This window comes from Veronia nyctiphanis, from assembly GCF_004116385.1.
Lineage (GTDB): Bacteria > Pseudomonadota > Gammaproteobacteria > Enterobacterales > Vibrionaceae > Veronia > Veronia nyctiphanis.
The window spans coordinates 41,565-66,095 of sequence record NZ_PEIB01000005.1; the positions used below are offsets into that span (position 1 = coordinate 41,565).

The window sequence follows — 24,531 nt, forward strand, 5'->3', positions numbered from 1 at the left end:
GCATGCGCACAGCTGAGTTTGACAGGGAGAAGGTCTTAAGGGCTGCAATAAAAGCTTTTATCGAGAAAGGTTACAACAAAACCAGTATGCAAGATCTCAAACAGGCAACGGGCTTACATCCGGGGTCGATCTACTGTGCGTTTGAAAATAAACAAGGCTTGCTCATGGCTGCTCTCGAGCAATATAACCATGACAAAGCCGACGCTTTTCAGCAGTACTTTGAGGGCAATCAGAATATCTTAGATGGTGTGCGCCGCTATCTTAACTGCACCGTTCAGGAGTGCGCGGGTAACAGTTCAGAGAAAGTGTGTTTATCTCAAAAAGCCCTCAGTGAATTGGCATCGCAAGCGCCGGATGTTGAGAAGTTTATCGCCAATAATATTCGAGATTGGCAACAAGGTTTTGCTAATGTTTTTCAACAAGCTCTCGAGAAGGGGGAAGTAAACGGATCGCGAACCCCCATGCAAAGAGCACAAAGCTTGGTGATGGGTATTTACGGCTTGCGCTCGTACGCCAATACTGCCCCTGAAGATGGAGTTATCGCTGAGTTAGCTTCGCAGTTATTTGACGATGTCTGTCGCTGAACATTGCAGGATAAATCGTATTCTCCAATGTGGAGAATCGCCAATGTTTGGTCTTCTTTGAGTACTCCCTGTTTCTGATGTCTTATTGGCGTCCTTGCTCCTTAACGGCACCTTTTTCACTGGCAAATCAGGGGTAGCATTATGAGTTGTTCTTTTATCACTATTGATACATCAAAAGTGCTTGATTGTTTGTCGCACTGGCGATTAACTGGCTATTGGACTCTGCGTGTTATTAAGAGAGGTATAGCGTGGCTTTTACCATGGATTTGACTGTTATTGCCCTATTTATCCCGACATTCTTCTTAGTTTCGATTACTCCCGGTATGTGCATGACCTTGTCTTTAACGCTGGGCATGACGATTGGCGTGAGACGGAGCATGCATATGATGTGGGGTGAGCTTATTGGCGTTGGGCTGGTGGCTATTGCATCGGTTGTTGGTGTAGCTGCTGTCATGTTGAATTACCCAATGCTGTTTGTTGTTTTAAAGTACGCAGGCGGTGCGTATCTCATTTACCTTGGCATTCAGATGTGGCAATCAAAAGGGCAGTTAGCAATCCCCGAAAACCCTGAAGAGTTGCCAGAGAAGTCGCCGACAGCACTCGCCTCTCAGGGCTTCATTACCGCGATTGCAAACCCGAAAGGTTGGGCATTTATGGCGTCATTACTCCCGCCCTTTATTGACGCAGCAAAGCCGATGGCGGAACAAATGGGTGTGCTGGTCAGTATCATTTTGATCACTGAGTTCCTCTGTCTTATGTTGTATGCAAGTGGCGGAAAGACGCTGGGTCATCTGTTACAGAAAAGCAGTAACGTGAAAGTGATTAACCGTATCGGTGGCACAACCATGATGGGTGTAGGTGCTTGGTTAGCAAAAAGCTAATTTAGGCCGTATCCTTCAGTGGCATGTTGGCAAACTGATTAAAGAGTTGCAGGATATCCGCCTGCTTTTCAATGGCGATAGCGACTAAAAGTGGGTCAAGCTGCTGGTCGCTTCGCTCTTCTAATTTCGCTGATATTTGATCGGGTGACATGTTTTCCGCATCATTATCCAACAGTGTTTCCATTTCAATCGCGACGGCTAAGATCCTTGCGCTTAGCGGGATATCTTCGCCCTTGAGGCCTCTGGGGTAGCCACTCCCATCCCAATGTTCATGTTGGCAATACGCCATGTCTTTCGCTGCGCTCAATAGCGTCTTGTACTTCCCGCATGCCTGTTCAGCCCAACGTAATGCTTCATAGCCTCTCTCGGCATGTTTTGCCCCTTGGCTGATGCTGCTGTCGCTCTTGCTATCAGCACTAGAATCACCATTATCAGTCACAATCGCGGCATGCCCTATGTGATGAAGTGGCGTGCAACGAAAGAGCATGGTGATGTAATCGTGATTGAGAATATCTGTGTGTTTACCAGCTTGCAGTACTCCCTCTGCCAGCAGTTTGACCACATGTTGTAAACGTAAAATATGGTTAGCGGATGCGTTTTCCTTTTCGCACAGGTGGGCAAGCGCATAGATCGTCATTTCAAGCAAAGCTGTCGATTCAGTCAGTCGTTTTACAACGTCATCGTTTTCTTCATTCGCCTGACTGACAGAGGCATCGGGTAAATCAAATTCACCTGATTGTGACTTCAACTTTTGATAATCGAGATGAAGCTTTATACGGCTACGGGCTAATGCTGCACTTATCGCTTACTGATAAAATCAGCGGCCCCGGCTGCGAAACCAAGCTCCTGATCCTGCATTCCCGCTTTGGTAGAGAGAAAAATGATCGGCACTTGTCTACCCGTTTCTCTGCCTTGATCTGGCGGCAGACCTCATAGCCGTCCATATCCGGCATCACGATATCCAGAAGAATCAAATCAACCTGAAATCTATCAAAAATTGTCAACGCATTTTGGCCGCTGGTTGCGGCTTTAATTTCATAATTTTCTTTCAGTAACTCAGTCATATAAACCAAGTTTTCAGGCGTATCATCCACGACCAAAATGATAGGTTTTTTTTCACCGACCATTGCTGTTTCTGGCATCGGAATAACCTCGGTCTGTTTTCCACTTTTACAATCCTAGGTCTACTCTTAACAATGTTCCAATAGTGATTTTAGTGACTCATAGTTGAGTTTTTCGAGTGGGCAGACAAGGGGCTTTATCCCTTTGAGAGGCTGTTCAGACACTTACCATGCTTTTGACTGGCATGTTGTGGCAGCCGGGGTGATAGGTATGTACTTTCTGACAATAATGAGAAAAAAACGTATGTCAGCACTGGCATTGTTACCAACAGTTTTATTGTTGTATTTCTGGCCGTCTGTCGGTGCTGTCGCAGCGACTGAGGGAACGGGGAGCAGCCATCAGGCGTGGGCAGGGGATCAGTCTCTGTTGGTGTTACTTGTTATTCTTGTTGCGCTGATGGGGCTTGCAGTCGGCGTATTAAAAAATCGTAATCAGAAGCTTTTGGAAAAACTCGAAGATCATGAATATGAGTCCAAACGTGCGCCGAAGAACCCTGAATTTAACATGAAACCCCATCCGGTACCTGCATTCAGTTTTTCGTCTGATATTCGGCTGCGCACAGCGAATTCGCTGATGGGATTATCTAACATGCTGCTGAAAGATGAAGTGACGCCTGACAAGGTAGAGTGCCTCAAGCGGATCCGCTCAACCGCTGAGCAACTCTATGGCAACATGGACAAAAGCCATCAGTCAGCTAACGGCTGGCATGAGATGGAGCTTGAACCCTTGATCGCCAGTATGGTGACTGAAATTAACTTTGCTCATCCTAACGACACCCTGATTCTGGATATTGACCCCGACGTCAGCACCACAGTACTGATGGATATCAAAACGCTTCGTGAGCTGGTTGCTATGGTGTTCTCATGGCAGCCCGAAGACAAGCCAAAAGACATGCAACCCGCCGAAGTAATGAGCATGAGCGTGACCTGCATTGAGAGGCACGAAACTGATCTGGTGCTTAAGTTCACGATCAATCACGACGGTTTACGTCGTAACGTTGAAGGTCAGCCATCAGTGGGTAACGACGAACTTAAAGAGGCGTGGGCACTGGTCAGCAAAATGGGCGGTAGCCTACATTACGGGCTAATTGATTCGAATGTCGACTCCTTGTCGTTCACTGTCCGTTGCCAGCATGGCTTAAGTGGCATGGTCAAGCTGCGTGAAAATATGACTGGCAGAATGTCTGGTGCTGAAGTGCTACTGATTTCCCCTTGTATTACCCTCGACAATTTTCTTGGAAGATTGCTTGAGAATGCAGGGGCAACGGTAACGGTATGCCAGACAGAAAGCCGGGCGTTGGATTTGTTGCAGGCGTCTTCTGCGTACCAGCATGTCATCATCGACCAGATGGTATTCGAAAAAGGGGGAACTGAAACCCTCGAGCAACTGAAACAGCATTTGCATGAAGATAATCACGTGATGGTGTTGGGCAAGGAGCCTGTTGTTGTTGAGGCTCGGCAGCATGTACTGCCTGAGGTCCATACAGTAATGACGAAGTCGTTCCTTCCCGGGCAGCTTCTTTCGGTCATGAAACGTTCTCTGATGGAGCAAGCTGAACCCGATATGGAGCCAATCTCCCTTGAGAGCGAGGGAAGTGGTCGCGAACCAGAATCGCTGTCAACGCTGGACGATACCATGTTTGATTTGATGGTTGATAATGTGGCGGGTGTGAATCTGGGGGAAGGCGTGCATCGGTTGGGGGGAGACAAAACCAAGTACCTCAAAGTGCTCCTGTCTTTCCTTAATACCCAGTCAGATCAAATGATCTTTGCGCTCACTGATCCTGAGCGCGGCGAAAATATCATGGATTCATGCCGCGAGACGGCTGAGAACGTGGGGGCGTCAGAAATTGCCGACATGGCCTCAGTGCTCGAGCAAAAATATAAAGACGGCGAGAAGGTCAGCAACAAGGAATTACAAGGCCTGATGGATCTCATCAACCATGCGCTGTCGGATTTCAATCAGATCGTGAACAGCACCTTGGATCATATTGATATACCTGCTTCGCTGGCTGAGGAACATGAGCCACTAGAGCAGAAGCTGATGGACAGCTTGCTTGAGCTGGAGGAAAGCCTTCACAACTATGATGTGGGCGCACAGGACAAGCTCGCCAATATCTCCAAAGACCTTCCTGAGTGGGTTAACCAAATGGAAGAGTTCAGACAGCTCAAAGAAGCCGTTAATAAGTTCGACTTCTCAATTGCTGAGTCGCACTTGAAACACCTTCGTGATAAGGCGGGCTGAATACGTTGTTCTGCCACTGAAAACAAAAAGCCGATGCAATTTGCATCGGCTTTTTCATGGTCTCACTAGCGAAGATGAGCGCAAATGTTACGCTTCCGCGTCGTCTGCTTGCTTCGCCTGAATTGCTGTCAGGGCAACGGTATAAACGATATCGTCTACCAGTGCGCCACGAGACAGGTCATTTACAGGTTTACGCATGCCTTGCAGCATAGGACCGATCGATACCAGATCAGCAGAACGCTGAACCGCTTTGTACGTCGTGTTACCTGTGTTCAGGTCAGGGAATACAAAGACTGTCGCTTTACCTGCAACCGGAGAGTTCGGTGCTTTCGACTTGGCAACGTTTTCCATGATTGCAGCGTCATACTGAAGTGGACCATCGATAACCAGATCAGGACGTTTCTCCTGAGCGATTTTGGTCGCTTCACGGACTTTCTCAACGTCTGCACCTTGACCAGATGTCCCCGTCGAGTATGAAATCATCGCAACGCGAGGATCGATACCGAAGGCCAATGCTGAATCAGCAGACTGAATCGCGATTTCAGCCAGTTGCTCTGCATTTGGATCTGGGTTAATCGCACAGTCACCGTAAACCAGAACTTGGTCAGGCAGCAGCATGAAGAATACAGATGAAACCAGTGACGCACTTGGTGCTGTCTTGATCAACTGAAGCGGTGGGCGAATAGTATTAGCGTGGTGTGAACTGCACCTGAGACCAGACCGTCAACCTCATTGTTTTCCAACATCATGGTACCCAGTACCACAGTGTCTTCCAGTTGCTCGCGGGCAACCACTTCAGTCATACCTTTGTTTTACGCAGCTCAACCAGGCGAGCAACGTATTGTTCACGAACTACTTCAGGGTCGATGATTTCAACACCTGCACCCAGCGTCACACCTTGCTGTTCAGCAACACGCTTGATGGCTTCTGGGTTACCCAAAAGTACACATTCCGCGATTTTACGCTCGGCACAGATAGATGCTGCTTTAACGGTACGTGGTTCGTCACCTTCAGGCAGAACAACACGCTTGGCCGCTTTACGCGCCAACTCGGTCAACTGATAACGGAAGGCCGGTGGACTCAGGCGACGTGCACGGTTTGAACCCTCAGAGAGCGACTCAATCCAGTTGCCGTCAATGTGCGCTGCGACATGTTCATTGACGAATTCAACACGCTCTTTGTCGTCTGCAGGGACTTCGAGGCTGAAGCTTTGCAGGTTCAGCGACGTCTGCCACGTGTTGCCTTGTGTGGTGAATACTGGCAGGCCAGATTCAAAGGCAGGTGCGCATAGGTCTTTGATTTGTTCAGGGATGTCGTAGCCGCCAGTCAGCAGCAGAGCACCAATTTCCAGACCATTCATCGCAGCAAGGCAGGCAGCAACAATCACGTCAGGACGGTCTGCTGAGGTGACCAGCAGTGAACCCGGACGGAAGTGCTCAACCATATTAGGAATCGAACGCGCACAGAAAGTGATAGCACGAACACGGCGGGTGTTCAGCTCACCTTCATTGATGATTTCAGCTTTCATGTGCTTGGCAAGATCTGCGGCACGGGTAGCAATCAGGTCAATGCTCCATGGCACACAACCTAGCACACGAATAGGGCTGGAGTTGAAGATCTCCATCACTTCCAGGTTTGCTTTTTCGTTCGCAGCATCATCAAAGATGTCTGACAGATCAGGGCGTGTGCGGCCGTGATCATCAACAGGCGCATTCAGTTTATTGATGATAACGCCTGAGATGTTGCTGTTTTTAGTGCCACCGAAGTTAGAAACCGCAACCTCAATACGCTCTTTCAATTGCGCAGGGTTGTCGCTGCCCGGCGCTGTAACGAATACGATTTCCGCATCCAGCGTTTTGGCAATTTCGTAGTTAACCTGATTGGCGAACGGGTGGTTGCGAGTAGGCACCAGACCTTCAATCAGGGCAACTTCTGCATCCGCCGTGGCATCTTTAAAGCGGGCAATGATTTCTTCCATCAACACATCGTTCTGATCGTTGCAGATCAGGTTTTCAGCGTAAGTCATGCTCAGTGGGGTCGCCACTTTCATGTCGCTGTTGGTTTCGATGATGTTGGTGGTCAGATCAAACTGATTTTGACCCTGACGTGGCTGAGCAATCGGCTTGAAGAATGAAACGCGAACACCTTTTTGCTCCATGGTTCGCAACACGCCCAGGCTAACACTGGTCAGTCCGGCATCCTGGCCGATAGGAATAAGCATGATAGTACGAGACACAGGAATTCCCTCTTACTACAAATTCTTTGAGTGCAAACTGAAACGGCTGAACACAGGTCAGCCGTTTATCGAGTCAGCGAGATTAAATCTCAGCCAGACGAGCGGTGTCCTGAGCGATCACCAGTTCTTCGTTGGTTGAGATAACCATAGCAGGAACTCGGCTGTTGTCAGTTGTGATCACACCTTCGCCACCGAAGCGGGCTTTCAGGTTGCGCTCGCCGTCGACTTCAATACCCAGAAGGCCAAGACGGTTAAGCACCAGCTCACGGATTGGGCCAGAGTTTTCACCAATACCACCAGTGAACACGATAGCGTCAAGACGGCCGTCAAGACAGGCAGTGTAACCCGCTACATACTTCGCCAGACGGTGACAGAATACGTCCATTGCGCGTGTTGCTTCCTCTTTCTGGCCGTAGTTGTCTTCAACAAAACGGCAGTCAGACGTCACTTCAGTCAGACCTTGCAGGCCAGACTCTTTGGTCAGCATGGTGTTGATTTGCTCAACGCTGTAACCCAGAGCATCGTGCAGGTGGAAGATAATTGCTGGGTCGAGGTCACCAGAGCGCGTACCCATTACCAGACCTTCCAGCGGCGTCATACCCATTGAGGTGTCAACAGATTTACCGTTTTTGATGGCACACACTGATGCACCGTTACCCAGGTGGCAGTTGATGATGTTCAGTTCGTATACTGATTTGCCAAGACGCTCAGCAGCTTCTTGCGCGATGAAGTAGTGAGACGTACCGTGCATGCCGTAACGACGGATACCATTTTCTTTATAGAGCTTGTATGGCAGTGCATACAGGTAAGCTTCTTCAGGCATTGTTTGGTGGAATGCAGTGTCGAATACCGCCACGTTTTTCAGGCTTGGGAATGCCGCTTTTGCAGCTTCAATACCCACTATGTGTGCCGGGTTGTGCAGAGGTGCAAAGCTGGCAGAGTCTTCAATACCTTTCAGCACTTCGTCAGTGATAAGGCTGATGACGTGAATTGCTCGCCACCGTGAACAACACGGTGACCGATTGCTGCAAGGTTTTCAGCCAGCTCTGGCTTAGACGCAAGGATAGATTCAACGATGAACGCCAGCGCTTCTTTATGCGCTGCGCCGCCACCCAACTGGCTTCGTGCTTACCGTCCATTTTCCACTTAATGCGAGCTTCTGGTAGGTGAAGACACTCCGCCAGACCAGTCAGGTGCTCATCACCAGACTCGGCATCAACAATGGCAAACTTCAGAGAAGAGCTACCGCAGTTAAGTACTAGAACCAACTTCGACATTTGGGCTACCTATCAATATGAAATAGAGGGTGAAATTCTCAATACGACAAGCTGACTGTCCATAGCCAGAGTCAGCTTATTGCAGAAAAATAAGTCAGGTTTTGTCGCGGAATAGATACATCTATTAATCGGTCCATGAATTCAGCACAAAACGCTAAAATTCGGCCTTTTGGGGGTCGACTTGCACTACACTGTCTGGCTTTGAAACAGCAATCATAGCGTTTTAGTGGTTGCGAGATAATCAAATCCGAGCAACAATTGTGTTAAGCGCGCATGATAGCGATACTTGCCTTAGATCACAAAATTTTTTGAGCGTTTGTCGCAAATTTTTAATCTTTTTACTGGTCAAGATCAGTATTACTGTCTTATAAGCGTTTTAGGTGTTTTGGATATTGCCGCGAACCTTACTGTCCGGCAGAGCGAGGTACACGAAGTATGAGTAATAAATCAATGTGGAACAGTCTTCGTGATGGACAAAGATACATAGAAGAATGGCCGCTGCGTAAAGAGCTCGCGCCTATGTTTCCTGAGAATCGAATCATCAAAGCCACACGCTTTGCGATTCGCGTGATGCCGCCCGTTGCTGTTATCTGTATTTTGATGCAAATGGCGTTTCATAACCATTCGGGTTTACCACAGGCAATGATCATTGCGCTGTTTGCACTCAGCTTGCCGTTGCAAGGTCTCTGGTGGTTGGGTAGACGTCGCGACACACAACTTCCGCCTGCGCTTGCGGGGTGGTATCGCGATCTTCATGACAAAATTGTTAGTGAAGGTGGCGCAGTGCAGCCAATTAAAAGCCGCCCTCGATACAAAGAGCTGGCAGTCACGCTTAACAAAGCTTTTAAGCAATTAGACAAGGGTGCATTAGACCGCTGGTTTTAAACTCCAATTCCTAAATGCCAAGAAAGCGTCCTTTGTAGGGCGCTTTTTTATTTCCGTTTAAGTTGCTGTGGCTATGTGTCCCAGCATTTCATGAATCCTACTTTGGACACAAAATCTCTTTTTGTTATGAAATTGACCTTAAACATCGAAATAAAACCGTTTAATAGCGATAAAGTACGATTTTAATGCCGCTAAACGCATCATCAGAATATTTGCCTATCCCACGTATCGCCTTTCTCAATACAATCATCGACAAATACCTGTTATTTTCTAATATCTTGATTTTCATTGATAAAAAACAACCTTTAGCTTTAAGCGCTAAAGGTTGTAAGGGCATCTGTCAGTAAAACTGCCATGTCCAGCGGAATGAGAGAGTAAGCTTTCCTCCCCTTCAACAATCATTTTGGGCAGTGGGTTAACGATTAGCCGATAGCTGGAAGCATCTGCTACAACAGGATCTTGATAAGACTCAGGCACGATGATTGCAACCGACAGAGAGGCGTCACGCTTTTTCACTCTGCTGGCGATGCCCAGCCCGCCTTCAACATGGAAACTTCCTGCGATATGCATCACCTGACTGCTTGGTTGAAACACAAGGTGGTCGGTGATGGTTTCTGCCATGGTCTCGTCCCATGCAATCTGCGCGGCATAGAGGTTTTCTTTTTGCTGTGGGGTCAGGGCATCGCCCATACGGTCAAAGAATTTTTGTTTGTATTCGCTTTCCGAGGCATCTAGGTCCCTTGCAACAGCGCGGCGAGTCTGGGCTGGCATGACATTAAGAATGTCGATCCCTTTCTCTGATAAGCATTGAACGATCTGTTGAGTCGTGTTGGCACCCAGCACGGAGAGCCCGCGTTGGCGCGCAATTTCAATCAAAGGCCGGTAGTCACTTCTGTAATTTGGCCAAGCGTCAGTCTGACGGAGTAGGGCGGTTTCACCGATCTCTCCGGCAAGATACATGTTGAGCGTATTCTGATCGACCCGGGTGAACTGCTCCATTGATAAGGCGACTGCGGGTGAGCGGTCAGCGAGCATTGCCAGTAACTGTGCCTGAAAGAGGTGTATAGCAGGGTGGGTATGCCACTCACCGACTAACACCACATCAGTATCTGAAATGGCGTTGGTCAGCTCAGCCAATGTGAGTGGGAGTCCATCGGGAGACACTATCTGATAGTGATAAAGGGTATCCACCCTCACAGGCAACTCAGTCGAATTCTTTGAACCTGATGTTCCGTTGTTTCCACCTGTCGCCTGACATCCCATGTTGAAGGCTAATAATGAAGCCAACAACAGCGCAGTATTTTTCATGTGCTTACTCCCTAAAAAGAGCCACGATGCTAAACAGCTATTCAAAAAGACACTGTTTAATAACTGAGGCGTTATCGAAATCGAGACTATCTATCGGGTTATCAAATCAAATTGGAAATGCTGCTCGCCTTTGAAGGTTGTGTCTGAAGAAGGGGAGTGTAGGTGTCAACTTTTCTCTTGATCATTCTGGCGTCTCTCATTTTCACAATTGATTGATTAAACAATAGTTTGAGTATAGGAAAGATCGAGGTTATGAAGATATATTTGCGCTCTGCTGGCGAGTGAGCGGTGCTGATTTGATAGGCAGTTAGAGGCGACTTCATGGGCGCTATCAGCGACAGCCCCCATTGTTGAGCGGCAATAGACTCTGACTATTGCGAACGTTTGGCGTAAACACGAAGGGTAAAATCGGCCTCACAGTGAAAGGCGTCAGCGTTTTTTAATTGCTGCCAGAGCGCCTCAGGTGCCCGCCATGCAAAAGGCGTCATTTGAAGCAGTGTCGTGGCATCGGCGCTGTTGAGTGTCATGTTGTAGGCGACAGATTGTTCTGAGGCAAGTTCGAAGCCAGGAATCTCTTCTACGGGAATATCATGCAGCCTGACTTCGTCATAAATACCGGCTTTTAACTGATAGAGATGTCTAGGGCCCGGTGTCACGGTCACCACGATACCATCATGCTTCACCACTCGCTGCAATTCCTCTCCATTGCAAGGAGCATAAATACGGACCACTGCATCCATTTGGTTGTCGGCAAACGGCAAACGCTGGCTGGATGCGACAAGAAATGCAACGTCACGATAGCGTTTAGCTGCATAACGGATAGCGACTTTTGAAATGTCGAGCCCGTGAACAGACGCGTCAGGTAATGTGTGTTGAAAGTGGCTGGTGTAGTAGCCTTCACCGCAACCAATGTCCAACACATCAACATGCTTTGTTATCGCCAATTGCTGACTCAGCAACTCGCTTACAGCGTCTCGCATTGGCTGATAATGACCACCATCAAGAAACTGGCGGCGCGCCTGCATCATCTTTTTGTTGTCACCGGGATCTTTCGACCGTTTGTGCTGAACAGGCAGGAGGTTGACGTAGCCTTCCTTTGCGATATCGAACTGGTGGTTACTGTCACAGCGATAGCTGTTTTGGTGTTGGTTTAGCGGCGCTGAACATAGAGGGCAAAGGTAAGACATGATGAAACCGTCAATCTAAAACTGAGCGGCAAGGATACGGGCAGTTGAGATTGGCTGCAAGAGGCGAACTTATGGATGGATATCAGGAATAAAAAGGAAGTGTTCGTTTTTTCGTCGTGTTTCGTATTGCTGGCATACTTATGTTTACTGAAAAACAAACGCCCCGGTGAGGTGGCGCACACGATATGATGATAGCTCAGGTCCTAGCATGGCTTTTATGCCCCTTGGTTCTTTGGCTCTGCTGGTCAAAAGCGGGGTGGAGAAAGCTCAAATCCGAAAAGGATTATCAACACTTAGTGTTTGGCACTACTGTGTTGATGTGTTTTCTTTGGGCTGCCAAGGCTGGTATACGAGAGGGGCTGGATCTCCATTTTCTGGGGCTTGCGGTACTTACTCTCTGTCACGGTGCAAGAATCGCTGTGTGGATCTGTGCGCTTTTGTTGGGTTTATTACTCATGCTGAACTTTATTCCTTTGCTCGACGGCGGCCTCTTTTTCCTTTTAGCGATGGTGCTTCCGGCCTTATTCAGTTATGCGGTTTTCTGGCTCAGTTATCGATACTTAACACATCATCTGTTCGTATATATTTTTGTCGCGGGGTTTTTCAATGCTGGCTTTACGTTGCTTTTGCATCAAGGTCTGGTGGCGTTGTGGTTTTTGCTCGGTGGATTGCAACCATGGGAAACCATCTGGAATGATTATCTGAAACTTTCGCTGCTAATGTGGTTTCCAGAATCCTTGTTGAGTGGCATGGCGGTGACCTTGATGGCGATTTATCGGCCGCAGTGGCTGCGGACGTTCTACGACAGAGAATATCTGTCGCCGGAACGTTGATGCAACGAAAAAAATGGGGCAACGGTCGTCTCTACAAAACGCCTGCCGCGACTTTGGTGTGGAAATAAACGCTATGGAAATAAATATGCCAGCAGTAATGCGCAAAGGGATGGTTTTCTTTGTTCACTTGGTTACCCGATGAGAGAAATATTGAGGTCTCAAGACGAAGTAGGGCTTACGGAGGGAAAATAGGCACCTTTGTCGGTGCCTATTTAATAGACGGATTATTCCGCGTGTTTGGCTTTTGCTACCTGCAGCTTTTCATAAGCAGCGAACAACTTCTGATGCGCGGAGAAAGAGAGCAGGTTACCGCCTTCGATGCCCAAACCAGAGAATCGGGTATCCCCCGAAATGGACTGCCAGACTGCATCGCGAGTTGCTTCGCCATAGGTGAAGCCAAATGCCTGATGGTATTGGACTGCGTCGCGATTGTCGTCCATGGCCAGCTCAAGGCTTGCTACCAGACAACGCATAAAGATCATGCGCGATTGCGGGTAAATCGTCGCATTGTAATCGGCACACCACACCGCAAAGTCGTGGGTAGATTCCAGATCGCCCATCGCGAGGCTAAGTAAGCATTTAAGTTCGCCAATGGTCAGTGTTTTCCATGCTGTGCCTGCATCAGGGCAGATACCTATCAACTCAGCAACCATGTTGGCATCGTCAAAGTCAGCGTTATCAATCACATCAAACAGGGCCTCGCAGCTGTCGTCGTCCATTTGGCTGGCGAGCAGATTTTCCAGCGCATGGCGAAGTGCCGTACCACGGTTATTGTTGGCAATCTGAATTTCTTCCGGCGGGTAAATTTCTGACCAGCCCGGCACGATGATGCGGCAGCAATTGACATCAAGGTGCTGATAATCGGCGATGTAAGCGTCAGTATTTTCAGCATGGAGTTTTGCCAGCAGCCACGCACACTCTTCTTCCGAGGTTCCCTCAAAGTTCCAGTCGCTGAAGGCAAAATCAGCATCACTGCGGAACATGTCCCATGAGACAGTGCTGATGAATCGATGAAATGCGTCTCAAGGTTGTGGTGATCCGCGACATCCTCATCGTGGAATGACGGCGCTTCAAAGACATCGAGATCTCGCAGGCTGCGGCCTTGCAGAAGCTCTGTCACTGTGCGCTCAAGTGCGACCTGAAACTTAGGGTGAGCACCAAACGAGGTAAAACAGGTGCCGTTATTTGGGTTGAATAGCACCACACAAATTACCGGGTACTCACCGCCCAGTGACGCATCATAAGCAACAACCGGGAAGCCCTCTGCAATCAGAGCATCGATTGAAGCCTGAATTGACGGATAGCGCGCCATGACTTCTGCTGGGATTTGCGGCAGGCTGATACGCTCTGCGATGATACGGTTTTTTATTGCTCGTTCAAACACTTCAGACAGCGCCTGACTGCGCGCTTCCGTTTGCGTGTTGCCCGCTGACATGCCATTCGATACATACAAGTTGCCAATCAGGTTCATTGGCACGTAAACCGTCTCTTGGTCTTGTTGGCGCACAAACGGCAGGGCACAGATACCGCGTGCTTCATTCCCCGACTGTAAATCGATCAAATCACTTGCCGTCAGCAGATGGTCCGTGTCGTAAAACGCCTTCATATCTTGGTCAAGCAGACCCTCAGGCAGGCTGTCATCGTCTGTCAGTTCAAACCACTTTTCATTTGGATAATGCACAAATTGACTGGTTGCAACCTGCTCACCGAGGTAATAGTCAGCATAGAAGTAATTACACGATAAACGTTCAAAGTACTCACCGAGTGCTGATGCCAAGGCGGCTTTCTTGCTGGCTCCTTTGCCATTGGTGAAGTTCATTGGCGCGTCTTTGTCGCGAATATGTACTGACCAGACGTTAGGAACAGGGTTTAACCAAGATACGGCTTCAATATCGAAACCGTGGGAAACGAGTTTACTGTTGAAACGCTCAATGGATTCTTCCAATGCTGCATCTTTGCCGGGGATAAAGGTCTTCATCTTCTGATTTCAGGTAAGTGACTGAGGGCAGGAAGTGTATACCCTGATTCAGACAGATGCGAGATTAACCCACTTTTTGTAGCAAACAGTGAGTGTTAGTAATGGGACAGTGTACAAATCATATTTCCCATACCATCAAGTTTGAAAATAACAGATTCCCTAGATTATCGGGTCATGGACGATGAAAAGAGGCTTATGGTTAGCCCTGTTCTTCTTGCCCTTCTATGTGTTTGCCGCTGACACGGATACCCAGCCAATCACATTCGCCTCCGGCTATGAAACTATAAAGCAGGAACTCGCGGCACAGAATTATCAGGACGCCTTGCTACTCGTTGAAGCGACAATCAGCGAAAACAGGCAACACAAAGCAATCCTTGCTGCGCTTCGTGGAAAGGCCCTTTGGGGTCTCGGAAACATCATCGAAGCGCAAGAAACACTGCTGCTTGCTTATCAGTCGAGGGTACTGCCACCTGACGAATTAAGGGATGTATTGCGTTATCTTATTCGTATCGTCGGTGAGCGAAAAATGCACCGTGCATCTGCGGCATTCACCTCCCACTATTTGAAGCTTGAGCCGGACGATATGCAGTATCGGCTGGCTTATGTACGAACGCTGTTTAAGCTTGATCAGTGTAAACAGGTACTGATTCAGCATCGTATCCTGCTGAAAAGGCTTAAAGAGCCGACAGAAGATATTTGGATTATCAAAGCAAGGTGCCAAGAAAAGCTGGGTCAGTTTATCCCGCTATTGAATACCCTTACAGCCATTGAGAGCCGTTTTGGTTTGACGCCTGATCTCGTACGCACACGTGCCCGTGTTTTCTTCAAAGCGAAAGACTATCAAAAATCTTACCAAATCTTGCGTGGGCTCATTGCCAGCGGCCGAGGGTTGGTTGGCGAAGATTTTCTGATGATGGCTGATGCTGCGTATCGTAACGGTGAGATAGCCGTTGCGGCCAACGCTGTCGATATTGGTTTGGCGAGCAGAGTATTGCCACCAAGTCGGCAGCATTATAAGTGGCTATTGAAATATCAGTTTGAATCTCAGCAATGGCATAAAGCACTGGAAACCTCAATGTGGCTTAATGCCAAGCCGGAGATGCAGGTGCTGAAAGTCAGGGCGCACTCGGCACTGAATGTCGAAGAGTTTGAGACATGCAGTGATGCAGCGTCACTGGCTATTTCTATCGGTGCTGGTAGCGATAATGCGCTTTGGAAATTGCACGGCTACTGTGCAATGAAAGCAGGGCAATACAGTCAGGCAGAGAAAGCATTTCGAGAGTGGGGTAAACGAGAGCCCAATTCAGACGCGCAATACTGGTTATCAACGCTTGACGTATTAAAACGAAAGCGGTGAACGGAATTTATCCTGCCTGACCAACGTCTGATATGTCTTCCTGCGTTTCTTTGGGTTTCAGTGTCAGCACCTGCAAAAGCCGCATAGGCGAATTGGCCCAAATGGGAGGAACTTTGCTTTGGTTTTCTGCCGCTTCCCACCATCCGTCGAAACGCTTGGTGTTGTATTCGACAGTTTCCACTTTGTAATACAGCGGAATAGTCACCTGCACTTTCACTAATCGACTTTCTAGCTCGTTAACAATGGCTTTGTGCTCATCCTGAGACTGACTCAGCTTATATTTTTTCAACAAGGCATCAATGTCGGGTTCGATAAAATAATGCTTGGCGTATCGACCTGACTGCTCATCATGGTAGGCGCTGTTAAAGGCTGCATCAAAATAATAAATCGGTGAACTGCCTCTGGGGTAATTAGTCAGGGTCAAAGTGTATCCCGATTCATTTAATAGGGTTTCATACAGGCCAAAATTCAATGAAGAATGTACAACCTTTATTCCCACTACTTTTGCCATTTCCGCAATGACTTCACCGGTGGAATTAAAATCAGACCAGCCTTTTGGAGTAATGAGCGACAGGTAGAGAGGACGGCCCGAAGGCAAATCCCGATATCCATCCTCATCGCGGTCAACAATCCCCATCTCATCCAACAGTTTTTTTCCTGCATTTGGATGATAGCGGATGTAATAGTTGTATTGCTCGCGGTAAGCGCTGTTAACCCAATCGCTGAATCTTGCTCCAGTCCACTGGGGGTCGCCGCAATTTCTCCCTGCCCAAATACCGCAATATTAATTAATAGCTTCCTATCGATAATCATCGACAGGGCACGACGGAACCTGACATCGTTGATCAGTTGTCGAACTTCCTGATCGGGTGCATCAAAGTTCAATAACAAGCTGACAACGCTAGAGACTTCTGGGTGATATTGGTGGTTAGGCGAATAAGCTGCGTAGTTTCTGTCGATATCTGGGATAAAGGCGCTTGCCCAGTCAATCTTGCCTTGACTCAGAGTGTCGATTAATTGGTCGTTAGAGGCTATTTGCGGGTAATCAAGCAATCAACCTTGAGTGAGTCTGCTTGCCAGTAATACGGGTTTCTGCACTGTTTAATATGGCGCTCGGTCAGCTCTTTTATATCAGTGAAGGGACCGGTTCCCACTGGGTTGGGGTTTAAATAGTCGGCAGGTCGGGTAATCGCTTTCCACAAGTGATAGGGGACAATCGGACTGTCAGCGAGAATTGGGAGAAACTGTGAATCAGGCTGTTTGAGTGTTACGTCGACTCGCAACGGCCCAGTTTGTTTCACTGAGCTGATGTGTCGGCCGATGTTGTATATATCGAGCTCCGGCTGAGTTGCCTGAAGGTTGAGGCTATAAGCAACATCCTCAGCAGTAAAAGGTTTGCCGTCAGACCATCGAATACCTGAACGCAATGTGATCGTCAGTTTCCTCAGGTCGTCAGAATAGGTAACACTTTTGGCCAGACGATAATGTTTTTTGTCACCATCGACGATGAAAAGAGGTTCAAAAATAAAGCCATTTGTTGTTGCCAGTACATTCGACCGGAAGGGGTTAAAGTTTCGCTGGAAGCCCTCAGAGAGTTTGGGGAGAACCGTTAGGGTGGATTCTTGAGCCTGTGAAAAAAGAGGCAAAAGTAGTAGCCCGAAAATAAGTGCAATTCGCATCCGTGCAATCCCAACATGGTAAACCAGCGTTTAAGTAAAATTTACCTTACTCCTGATTATCCGGCAATTAGGTCATTTATTTTGGTGGCTGATTGCTAGTTATTTAACCTAACAGACCCTTTTTAGGCAGTGAATGTTGACAAAATGTTGCCGGGTTAGGGTCGCGGTGCTATGTTCAATGCTGGACGGAACAAGGCTATCCAGTCTGTACAGGACGCCTCAATCAGACATTGCCGTATCCTCCGTCACATCACTGAACGCTACTTAGGACAAAAACCACAGGAGTGGAGCGCATGGAAGAAGCAGTAGCGCTGCAAGTCAAAGAACTCCGTAAAAGCTTTGGTCAACATGAAGTGTTGAAAGGTATTTCGCTTGATGCGAGAGCGGGTGATGTTGTCTCTATCATCGGTTCGTCAGGCTCAGGGAAAAGTACCTTTTTACGCTGCATTAACCTTCTCGAGACCCCGACAGGGGGAGACATCATCGTGAACGGTGAGAAAATCGAGATGAAAGCAGGCCGGGATGGCGATCTTATGCCGGTTAATGAGCGACAGGTTCAACGTATTCGCTCGCGATTGGCGATGGTTTTTCAGGGCTTCAATTTGTGGTCACACATGACGGTACTGCAAAATGTGATTGAAGCGCCTGTGCATGTTTTGGGTGTTCCAAAAGCGGAAGCGATTGAAAAAGCGGACGCGTTACTGAAACGTGTCGGTCTTTACGAAAGAAGAAACTATTACCCCGGGCACCTCTCTGGTGGTCAGCAACAACGTGCGGCAATTGCCCGTGCATTGGCAGTAGATCCCGAAGTTTTATTATTTGATGAGCCAACCTCAGCACTTGATCCTGAACTGGTGGGAGAAGTGTTAGGGGTAATGCGCAGTTTGGCGGAAGAAGGCCGGACCATGCTGGTGGTGACGCACGAAATGGCGTTTGCCAGAGATGTGTCGAATCATGTGATGTTTCTTCATCAGGGCAAAGTGGAGGAGCAGGGCGACCCAGCTCAGCTATTCACAAATCCCAATTCTGAACGTTTACAACAGTTTATCTCATCGATTTACTAGCGCGCTGGTAAAGGCCAGCTAGTCTTAGAGGGTAAAAACGTGTCCATCAGACACGATAACCAATGACAACATCAAACCCCGGGACGATAACACTATCGCCCGGCAAGTAGGACAGGAGAAAGGATTATGAAAAAATGGCTTTTTGCCGCAGCATTGGTGGCAGTAGCAAGCTCAAGCTCCGTATTCGCCAAGGATTGGAAGGTGATTCGTTTTGGTATCGAAGGTGCTTACCCTCCGTTTAGTACAACGCTTGAAGACGGCTCTTTGGCTGGCTTTGACGTTGATATGGCGAATGCTCTGTGTAAGGAATTGAAAGCGAAATGTGTGATCGTTGCGCAAGATTGGGATGGCATCATTCCGTCGCTGCTGGCAAGAAAATACGATGCGATCATCGCAGCAATGTCGATCACTGAAGAGCGTAAAAAGAAAATAGACTTCACTGGCAAATATGCCCTTATTCCTAACAAGTTTGTTGCCAAAAAAGGTTCAGGTCTGTCATTCAATGCTGATGGCTTGAAAGGCGTGAAGATCGGTGTTCAGCGTGCAACCACTCATGACAAGTATGTCACCGACAACTATGGCGACTCTGTGTCTATTTCTCGTTACGGTTCATTCGATGATGCTTACCTCGACCTGAAAGCAGGCCGTATCGATACACTGCTGGGTGATGCGTCTGCCCTCGAAGAAGGTCTACTCAACAAAGATGGCGGCGACGCTTTTGAATTTGTTGGCCCATCTTTGACTGACCCACGTTGGTTTGGCGAAGGCTTTGGTATTGCTGTTCGTAAGCAAGACAAAGACCTGACGGCACAGCTTGATAAAGCCATCAAAGCGCTGCGTGAAAAAGGTATCTATCAGGAAATTGCTGCTAAATACTTCAACTACGACGTATACGGCGATTAATCTTCACGGCGGGACGTTTGCTCCCGCCGCTTTCTTCTCTGCGGCCCACAAGGGTCATGCAGTCTGACCAAAAGTAAGTAGTAGTTATGTTGGATTTGCAAGGTTACGAGTGGTCGATACTACAGGGAGCGTGGATTACCCTTAAGGTCGCTTTGCTTTCTCTGGCGCTCGCCGTTATGTTGGGTATGGCGGGGGCATTGGCCAAACTGTCCGAAAATCGTGTTGCTCGCAGTATTGCCACATTTTATACCACGGTGATCCGGGGTATTCCTGATCTGGTCCTAATGATGCTTATCTTTTATGGTGGTCAGATCCTGCTCAATAGCAGTCTTTATTCAATCAATGAAAGCATCAACGAATATTTTACGTCTAATGATCCCAAACACGAGTGGACCTCATACTTACCGGATTATGTCGATGTTAGCCCTTTCATTGCGGGTGTATTGACGATAGGTTTTATTTTTGGCGCTTATATGGCTGAAACCTTCCGCGGCGCAATTTTAGCGGTAGACAATGGACAGCTTGAAGCGGCAAAAGCGTACGGAATGAGTAAAGTGCTGGCCTTCCGCCGCATCTTGCTGCCACAGATGATTCGCCATGCGTTACCTGGCTTTGGTAACAACTGGCTGGTGTTGCTGAAGACAACGGCACTGGTTTCTATTATTGGCCTCAATGACATGGTCCGAATGGGTACATTGGCTGCGGGCTCGACACAAAAGCCGTTTACCTTCTATTTTGCGATTGCCCTTCTCTTTTTGTTATTTACGGCGCTTTCCACGGCAGGTTTGAAGTGGATGGAACGTAAATTCAGTATTCATACCCGATAGCTGGAGGTTGATATGGATTTTTCTCTTGTTATCGAAACGTGGCCAATCTACTGGGAAGGCTTGTACACCACAGTTTGGCTGGTGGGTTTGGCATTAGTCATTGGACTCATGGTCGCGATACCACTCGCTGTGGCGCGAAATGTGGGTAACCCTTTCATATATGGGCCTGCTTGGGCGTTCATTTATTTCTTCCGCGGGACACCGCTGTTGATCCAGCTCTATCTGATCTATTACGGGATGAGTCAGTGGATCGATGTTAAAGATACTCTTTGGCAACATGCGTGGTTCTGTGCTTTGGTAGCATTCGTCCTAAATACTTCCGCATATACAGCTGAAATCGTTCGCGGTGCCATTAACGGTTTGCCGAAAGGCGAAGTAGAAGCGGCTATCGCTTACGGTATGAGCCCATTTAAGGCGTTTCACCGGATTGTTTTACCCAGCGCACTGCGTCGGGCATTGCCTGCTTACAGTAATGAAGTGATCTTCATGCTGCACGGCTCTGCGGTGGCGGGTATTGTCACTATCATTGATTTGACGGGTGCGGCACGTATCGTGAACTCACGCTATTACGCTCCGTTTGAATCCTTCCTGACGGCAGGTTTATTCTACATGCTGCTGACTTTCGTCATCCTTTGGGTATTCAAAAAGGCAGAGCATCGATTTTTGCGCCATATGCGGCCGTTAAGTTAACCCTTATTGCTTACAAAAAAAGGACCTCAGAAGGTCCTTTTTTGATTCTGGTGGGCAGTACTGTCAGGCAAACGTTGACCAAATCGGGGCATGGTCAGACGGCTTTTCGATTCCGCGTAATTCATAGTCGATGCCAGTGTCTTGGCATTTCGCTGCCAATGAAGGCGTCGCCAGAATGACATCAATACGAAGGCCACGGTTATCGTCAAAGCCGCGAGAGCGATAATCAAACCACGAAAACTTATCCGTCACATCCGGGTATTGCTGGCGGAAGGTATCAACAAAGCCCCAGTTCATCAGCGTTGCTAGCCATTCTCTCTCTTCAGGTTGGAAAGAACATTTACCCGTCTTCAGCCAACGCTTACGGTTCGGCTCACCGATACCAATATCACTGTCCAGAGGCTGATATTAATATCGCCCATCACAATGACATCCTGCTCGTTGGTATGGGCGTCGTTAAGATAAGTCATCAAATCTTTGTAGAACTTGCGCTTCGCCGGGTACTTGGTTTCGTGCTCGATGTTCTCGCCCTGCGGGAAGTAACCGTTTAATACTGTTACCTCTGAGCCGTCTTCTTGCTTGAATGTCGCCATGATCATCCGGCGCTGCGCATCTTCATCATCTGTAGGGAAGCCTTTTTGCACGCTGACAGGCTCATGCTTACAAAGCATCGCCACACCGTAGTGCGCTTTCTGGCCGTGGTGATAGACCTTATAACCCATGGCTTCGACATCCTCGAGCGGGAAAGCCTCGTCGTGGACTTTTATTTCCTGAAGGCCAATGACATCAGGCTGATGCTTGTCAATAAGTGCCTGAAGCTGGTGAAGGCGGGCGCGCAATCCATTGATATTGAATGAGATGACTTTCATTGTGAGTCTTGCCTTGGCTAATCATGTGTTGAAAAGCTTATTCTGACTTGTTTGAGATTGTTTTTCTATGAATGGTTCACCATTCGCTTTGGCGATGACTACTTATTCCTGATTCCGAGTAACAATTCAAAGCCGAATAATGATTGTTTTTTGTTGTGTATTCAAGTCTGGAAATGAATACGTTTAATTAATCCATCGCTTTTATAGAAGATAGGCTCAACCTCCCTCTTTACCATCCACTGCTATGTTGATCTCATTCGGAGATAGGTATGAATAAATGGGTAACCTCTCTTTTCAGTCTGTGTGTTATCAGCACCATCACTCGCAGAAGTTAGTACAAATCCAAAAACCATTTCAATACCCAAAGCCCTCAAATGAGTTTTTTTTCATCTCGCTCATCCACAGACTTAACATTCGATGACTTGTGAGTCTCATTTTTGTGACTATGCTTTTTATTGATATTTAAGTTATTTTTTTGGAGCGCCGAAATGAAACTATTCCAAACATGCAAGTTTGCGCTTCTGGCTTTGCTGGCGATATCGGTAACGGGGTGTTCAAAATACGGCCCATTTGATGAGTCACAAATCTGTCGGGCCGGAATTGCTGCTATCAAGAAGAAAAGCCCCGCGGTGGTCAATGTCGACAAGATTGATGAAGAGAAGAAATATAAAATTTATCACGTGTCTTACAAAAGGGCTGACGACGGTAAGTTGTGGAAATACCGTTGCAAAGTGGACAGATCACGTGTTGTTTGGTCTCAGGGTAAAGGACGCTGGCGTGATAAAGGGCAGGATCCAACAGTGAAGTTCGATATTGATGACGATTTTATCGAAATTACAGAAAAGTACCCTGATGGCACTGAATCTAGAAAGGTCAGGTATAACATCAGCCAATTGATGTAGCATCGGCCAATAATAGTGCTGATTTAAAAGTAAAAAAGCCAGCTCAATGAGCTGGCTTTTTCAATGTTGGTGGTGGGGGAAGGATTCGAACCTTCGAAGGCAGTGCCGTCAGATTTACAGTCTGATCCCTTTGGCCACTCGGGAACCCCACCACAAGTGCGGGGCGCATATTATCAAACAGGCTAAAGCTGTAAAGTCTTTTCTCACAAAAGCCGTGCGTTTGCTGGTTTTTTCGGCGTGGTGATGTGATGTCATTCGATATTGTGAACATGGATGGAATTATTTAACCGATCTTGGAGTCAAAAAAGAAAGTGATTGGTGCAGTGTTCGGTCTTGTTGTTGACGCTGGCAAAGGCAGGTAAATGTGAAATTGATTACTTTTTTCTGTTTTCGCACTATGCGCTGACACGGCAGTTCACTAAGATGCCGCTAATTAAAATTTCTGTGTTATTGGTATTTGAATCAATTAATAACACACATATTCAGGCCAAGAGCAGGGAGAATGATCACCATGTTTAAAAAGTTGATTGGGGCCACGCTTATCGTGTTTACCGCATTTGCTGCTAATGCGGCCAAGTTTGATGAGGGGACACACTATCGGGTATTGGACTTACCCAAGTCTGAAACGCCAAATGTGACTGAATTCTTCTCTTTCTACTGCCCACACTGTGAACGACTCGAACCCACTGTTGAGGCATTGAAAAAGCAGCTTCCTGAAAATGCGAAGATGCTGAAAAACCATGTGTCATTCATGGGTGGAAAAATGGGTGTTGAAGTTTCGAAGGCTTATGCGACCGCAGAACTTTTGAAAGTCGAAGACAAGATTGTGCCTGTACTCTTCCACCGTATTCACAAATTACGCCAAGCACCAAAGAGTGTTGAAGAGCTTCGTCAGATTTTCATTGATGAAGGTGTATCAGCTGAGAAGTTTGATAAGACGTTCAACTCTTTTCCTGTCAATGCGATGGCGAATCGCTACATGGCATCGTTCAAAAAAACCGGACTGACAGGTGTACCAGCACTGGTGGTGAACAACAAGTACGTTGTTCAGATGCAAGGTCTGCGCACTATGGATGACCTTTATAGCTTGGTCGATTATCTCCTCGTGAAGTAAAAAGTCATCGTGAAAGAAAGGCCGTCCTCGAGTATCACCCTACGACGATGGCAGCCTTTCTTTTATTATCATTACCAATGCTACCGCTCATGCCCATCCTCCTATCACCTAGAACAGCAATAAGTTGACTCCATCTCTGTGTTCATTAGTATTTTTCTATGCCTTGGTGCATGCGGATAAATGCTTTCCAGCCAATAATGAAAAATAAGTCGTCGGCTGGACGAATGAAAAACACACTTAAAGGAACGACACATGTCTGACGCAATGAACGAACAACAGCAGGATAAAATTGAAGCCGCGACATTTCGTCGTCTTTTGAAGCATCTTGACGATAACAAGGACGTGCAGAACATTGACCTGATGATCCTCGCTGATTTCTGCAGAAACTGTTTAGCAAAATGGTATATGGCTGAAGCAGGTAAAGAAGGCGTGGAAGTCGATTATGATCAGGCTCGGGAGCATGTATACGGCATCCCTTACAACGATTGGAAAGACAAGTACCAGTCTAAAGCGACGCCAGAACAAATGGCGGCGTTCGAAGCACGTCAGAAACAGAAGTCAGAATCGAAATAATTCGTGTGGATTGGTTTC

19 protein-coding genes, 1 tRNA gene and 5 pseudogenes are annotated in these 24,531 nt (G+C 47.6%); 13 read left to right on the forward strand and 12 right to left on the reverse strand.

What is annotated here, in order from left to right:
* Positions 1–2 precede the first annotated feature (2 nt).
* The gene (locus CS022_RS06185) at positions 3–584 is read left to right on the forward strand and encodes a TetR/AcrR family transcriptional regulator (protein ID WP_129121565.1); all 582 of its coding nucleotides are present in this window, start codon (positions 3–5) and stop codon (positions 582–584) included.
* 260 nt (positions 585–844) lie between these two features.
* Positions 845–1,465, forward strand: coding sequence for a LysE family translocator (locus CS022_RS06190; RefSeq protein ID WP_201746233.1), 621 nt, complete (start codon positions 845–847; stop codon positions 1,463–1,465).
* 1 nt (position 1,466) lies between these two features.
* Here the strand turns inward: CS022_RS06190 and CS022_RS06195 are convergent, their stop codons facing one another.
* A complete protein-coding gene (locus CS022_RS06195) occupies positions 1,467–2,213 on the reverse strand; it encodes an HD domain-containing phosphohydrolase (protein WP_129121567.1) in 747 nt (248 codons plus the stop codon).
* Between the two features lie 31 nt (positions 2,214–2,244).
* Entirely contained in the window at positions 2,245–2,607 is a 363-nt protein-coding gene (locus CS022_RS06200; protein WP_129121568.1) for a response regulator, read from the reverse strand.
* Positions 2,608–2,731: 124 nt separating this feature from the next.
* On the opposite strand from CS022_RS06200, the gene CS022_RS06205 reads away from it, so the two are divergent.
* Positions 2,732–4,831, forward strand: a complete 2,100-nt coding sequence (locus CS022_RS06205; RefSeq protein WP_129121569.1) for a response regulator — start codon at positions 2,732–2,734, stop codon at positions 4,829–4,831.
* Positions 4,832–4,918: 87 nt separating this feature from the next.
* Here CS022_RS06205 and pta read toward each other — a convergent pair.
* Together pta and CS022_RS06215 are read right to left on the reverse strand one after the other, a co-directional pair.
* Positions 4,919–7,067, reverse strand: a pseudogene (gene pta / locus CS022_RS06210) (phosphate acetyltransferase).
* A gap of 82 nt (positions 7,068–7,149) precedes the next feature.
* Positions 7,150–8,344: pseudogene (locus CS022_RS06215) on the reverse strand (acetate kinase).
* A 435-nt stretch (positions 8,345–8,779) separates the two neighbouring features.
* Here CS022_RS06215 and yfbV point away from each other — a divergent pair.
* The gene (gene yfbV, locus CS022_RS06220; RefSeq protein ID WP_129121570.1) at positions 8,780–9,229 is read left to right on the forward strand and encodes a terminus macrodomain insulation protein YfbV; all 450 of its coding nucleotides are present in this window, start codon (positions 8,780–8,782) and stop codon (positions 9,227–9,229) included.
* Positions 9,230–9,547: 318 nt separating this feature from the next.
* Here the strand turns inward: yfbV and CS022_RS06225 are convergent, their stop codons facing one another.
* Entirely contained in the window at positions 9,548–10,537 is a 990-nt protein-coding gene (locus CS022_RS06225) for a ChaN family lipoprotein (protein ID WP_129121571.1), read from the reverse strand.
* A 371-nt stretch (positions 10,538–10,908) separates the two neighbouring features.
* Positions 10,909–11,724 (reverse strand): 23S rRNA (guanine(745)-N(1))-methyltransferase, encoded by an 816-nt coding sequence (gene rlmA / locus CS022_RS06230; protein WP_129121572.1) that lies wholly within the window; start codon positions 11,722–11,724, stop codon positions 10,909–10,911.
* Between the two features lie 185 nt (positions 11,725–11,909).
* Between rlmA and CS022_RS06235 the strand changes: the two genes are divergently transcribed.
* Positions 11,910–12,557, forward strand: a complete 648-nt coding sequence (locus tag CS022_RS06235) for an energy-coupling factor ABC transporter permease (RefSeq protein ID WP_129121573.1) — start codon at positions 11,910–11,912, stop codon at positions 12,555–12,557.
* Between the two features lie 224 nt (positions 12,558–12,781).
* Here the strand turns inward: CS022_RS06235 and ycaO are convergent.
* Positions 12,782–14,535 (reverse strand): annotated as a pseudogene (gene ycaO / locus CS022_RS06240) (30S ribosomal protein S12 methylthiotransferase accessory factor YcaO).
* A 181-nt stretch (positions 14,536–14,716) separates the two neighbouring features.
* On the opposite strand from ycaO, the gene CS022_RS06245 reads away from it, so the two are divergent.
* A complete protein-coding gene (locus CS022_RS06245; protein ID WP_129121574.1) occupies positions 14,717–15,892 on the forward strand; it encodes a tol-pal system YbgF family protein in 1,176 nt (391 codons plus the stop codon).
* Positions 15,893–15,899: 7 nt separating this feature from the next.
* On the opposite strand, the gene CS022_RS27185 is transcribed toward CS022_RS06245, so the two are convergent.
* The 3 genes and pseudogenes from CS022_RS27185 to CS022_RS27190 form a co-directional block, all read right to left on the reverse strand.
* A complete protein-coding gene (locus CS022_RS27185) occupies positions 15,900–16,538 on the reverse strand; it encodes a periplasmic substrate-binding domain-containing protein (RefSeq protein WP_268967869.1) in 639 nt (212 codons plus the stop codon).
* A 158-nt stretch (positions 16,539–16,696) separates the two neighbouring features.
* Positions 16,697–16,945 (reverse strand): annotated as a pseudogene (locus CS022_RS27635) (ABC transporter substrate-binding protein); the annotation flags it as partial.
* Positions 16,924–17,571 carry an ABC transporter substrate-binding protein gene (locus CS022_RS27190; RefSeq protein ID WP_129121577.1) on the reverse strand — a complete coding sequence of 216 codons (648 nt, stop codon included), beginning with the start codon at positions 17,569–17,571 and terminating at the stop codon, positions 16,924–16,926. The pseudogene CS022_RS27635 and the gene CS022_RS27190, both read right to left, overlap by 22 nt.
* A 293-nt stretch (positions 17,572–17,864) precedes the next feature.
* On the opposite strand from CS022_RS27190, the gene CS022_RS06265 reads away from it, so the two are divergent.
* From CS022_RS06265 to CS022_RS06280, 4 genes are all read left to right on the forward strand, one after another.
* A complete protein-coding gene (locus tag CS022_RS06265) occupies positions 17,865–18,635 on the forward strand; it encodes an ABC transporter ATP-binding protein (protein WP_129121578.1) in 771 nt (256 codons plus the stop codon).
* Positions 18,636–18,761: 126 nt separating this feature from the next.
* Positions 18,762–19,538 carry an ABC transporter substrate-binding protein gene (locus CS022_RS06270; protein WP_129121579.1) on the forward strand — a complete coding sequence of 259 codons (777 nt, stop codon included), beginning with the start codon at positions 18,762–18,764 and terminating at the stop codon, positions 19,536–19,538.
* Between the two features lie 86 nt (positions 19,539–19,624).
* Positions 19,625–20,365: an ABC transporter permease gene (locus CS022_RS06275; RefSeq protein ID WP_129121580.1), complete on the forward strand. Its 741-nt coding sequence runs from the start codon at positions 19,625–19,627 to the stop codon at positions 20,363–20,365.
* A gap of 12 nt (positions 20,366–20,377) precedes the next feature.
* Entirely contained in the window at positions 20,378–21,055 is a 678-nt protein-coding gene (locus tag CS022_RS06280) for an ABC transporter permease (protein ID WP_129121581.1), read from the forward strand.
* Between the two features lie 63 nt (positions 21,056–21,118).
* On the opposite strand, the pseudogene xthA reads toward CS022_RS06280, so the two are convergent.
* Positions 21,119–21,924, reverse strand: a pseudogene (gene xthA / locus CS022_RS06285) (exodeoxyribonuclease III).
* Positions 21,925–22,412: 488 nt separating this feature from the next.
* On the opposite strand from xthA, the gene CS022_RS06290 reads away from it, so the two are divergent.
* The gene (locus tag CS022_RS06290; RefSeq protein ID WP_129121582.1) at positions 22,413–22,826 is read left to right on the forward strand and encodes a hypothetical protein; all 414 of its coding nucleotides are present in this window, start codon (positions 22,413–22,415) and stop codon (positions 22,824–22,826) included.
* Positions 22,827–22,893: 67 nt separating this feature from the next.
* On the opposite strand, the gene CS022_RS06295 is transcribed toward CS022_RS06290, so the two are convergent.
* Positions 22,894–22,978: transfer RNA gene (locus CS022_RS06295), tRNA-Tyr, on the reverse strand.
* Positions 22,979–23,337: 359 nt separating this feature from the next.
* Between CS022_RS06295 and CS022_RS06300 the strand changes: the two genes are divergently transcribed.
* Both CS022_RS06300 and CS022_RS06305 read left to right on the forward strand, forming a co-directional pair.
* Positions 23,338–23,940, forward strand: a complete 603-nt coding sequence (locus CS022_RS06300) for a thiol:disulfide interchange protein DsbA/DsbL (protein WP_129121583.1) — start codon at positions 23,338–23,340, stop codon at positions 23,938–23,940.
* Between the two features lie 252 nt (positions 23,941–24,192).
* Entirely contained in the window at positions 24,193–24,513 is a 321-nt protein-coding gene (locus CS022_RS06305; protein WP_201746229.1) for a DUF1244 domain-containing protein, read from the forward strand.
* The last annotated feature ends 18 nt before the right edge of the window (positions 24,514–24,531 follow it).

What these genes read in the sequence shown, in the direction of transcription:
- CS022_RS06235 (WP_129121573.1), top strand. Translation starts at nt 11,910, where the DNA reads ATGATGATAGCTCAGGTCCTAGCATGGCTTTTATGCCCCTTGGTTCTT.
- CS022_RS06265 (WP_129121578.1), top strand. Translation starts at nt 17,865, where the DNA reads ATGGAAGAAGCAGTAGCGCTGCAAGTCAAAGAACTCCGTAAAAGCTTT.
- yfbV (WP_129121570.1), top strand. Translation starts at nt 8,780, where the DNA reads ATGAGTAATAAATCAATGTGGAACAGTCTTCGTGATGGACAAAGATAC.
- CS022_RS06290 (WP_129121582.1), top strand. Translation starts at nt 22,413, where the DNA reads ATGAAACTATTCCAAACATGCAAGTTTGCGCTTCTGGCTTTGCTGGCG.
- CS022_RS06300 (WP_129121583.1), top strand. Translation starts at nt 23,338, where the DNA reads ATGTTTAAAAAGTTGATTGGGGCCACGCTTATCGTGTTTACCGCATTT.
- rlmA (WP_129121572.1), bottom strand. Translation starts at nt 11,724, where the DNA reads ATGTCTTACCTTTGCCCTCTATGTTCAGCGCCGCTAAACCAACACCAA.
- CS022_RS06185 (WP_129121565.1), top strand. Translation starts at nt 3, where the DNA reads ATGCGCACAGCTGAGTTTGACAGGGAGAAGGTCTTAAGGGCTGCAATA.
- CS022_RS06245 (WP_129121574.1), top strand. Translation starts at nt 14,717, where the DNA reads ATGAAAAGAGGCTTATGGTTAGCCCTGTTCTTCTTGCCCTTCTATGTG.
- CS022_RS06275 (WP_129121580.1), top strand. Translation starts at nt 19,625, where the DNA reads ATGTTGGATTTGCAAGGTTACGAGTGGTCGATACTACAGGGAGCGTGG.
- CS022_RS06225 (WP_129121571.1), bottom strand. Translation starts at nt 10,537, where the DNA reads ATGAAAAATACTGCGCTGTTGTTGGCTTCATTATTAGCCTTCAACATG.
- CS022_RS06270 (WP_129121579.1), top strand. Translation starts at nt 18,762, where the DNA reads ATGAAAAAATGGCTTTTTGCCGCAGCATTGGTGGCAGTAGCAAGCTCA.
- CS022_RS06305 (WP_201746229.1), top strand. Translation starts at nt 24,193, where the DNA reads ATGTCTGACGCAATGAACGAACAACAGCAGGATAAAATTGAAGCCGCG.
- CS022_RS27190 (WP_129121577.1), bottom strand. Translation starts at nt 17,571, where the DNA reads ATGCGAATTGCACTTATTTTCGGGCTACTACTTTTGCCTCTTTTTTCA.
- CS022_RS06190 (WP_201746233.1), top strand. Translation starts at nt 845, where the DNA reads ATGGATTTGACTGTTATTGCCCTATTTATCCCGACATTCTTCTTAGTT.
- CS022_RS06280 (WP_129121581.1), top strand. Translation starts at nt 20,378, where the DNA reads ATGGATTTTTCTCTTGTTATCGAAACGTGGCCAATCTACTGGGAAGGC.
- CS022_RS06200 (WP_129121568.1), bottom strand. Translation starts at nt 2,607, where the DNA reads ATGCCAGAAACAGCAATGGTCGGTGAAAAAAAACCTATCATTTTGGTC.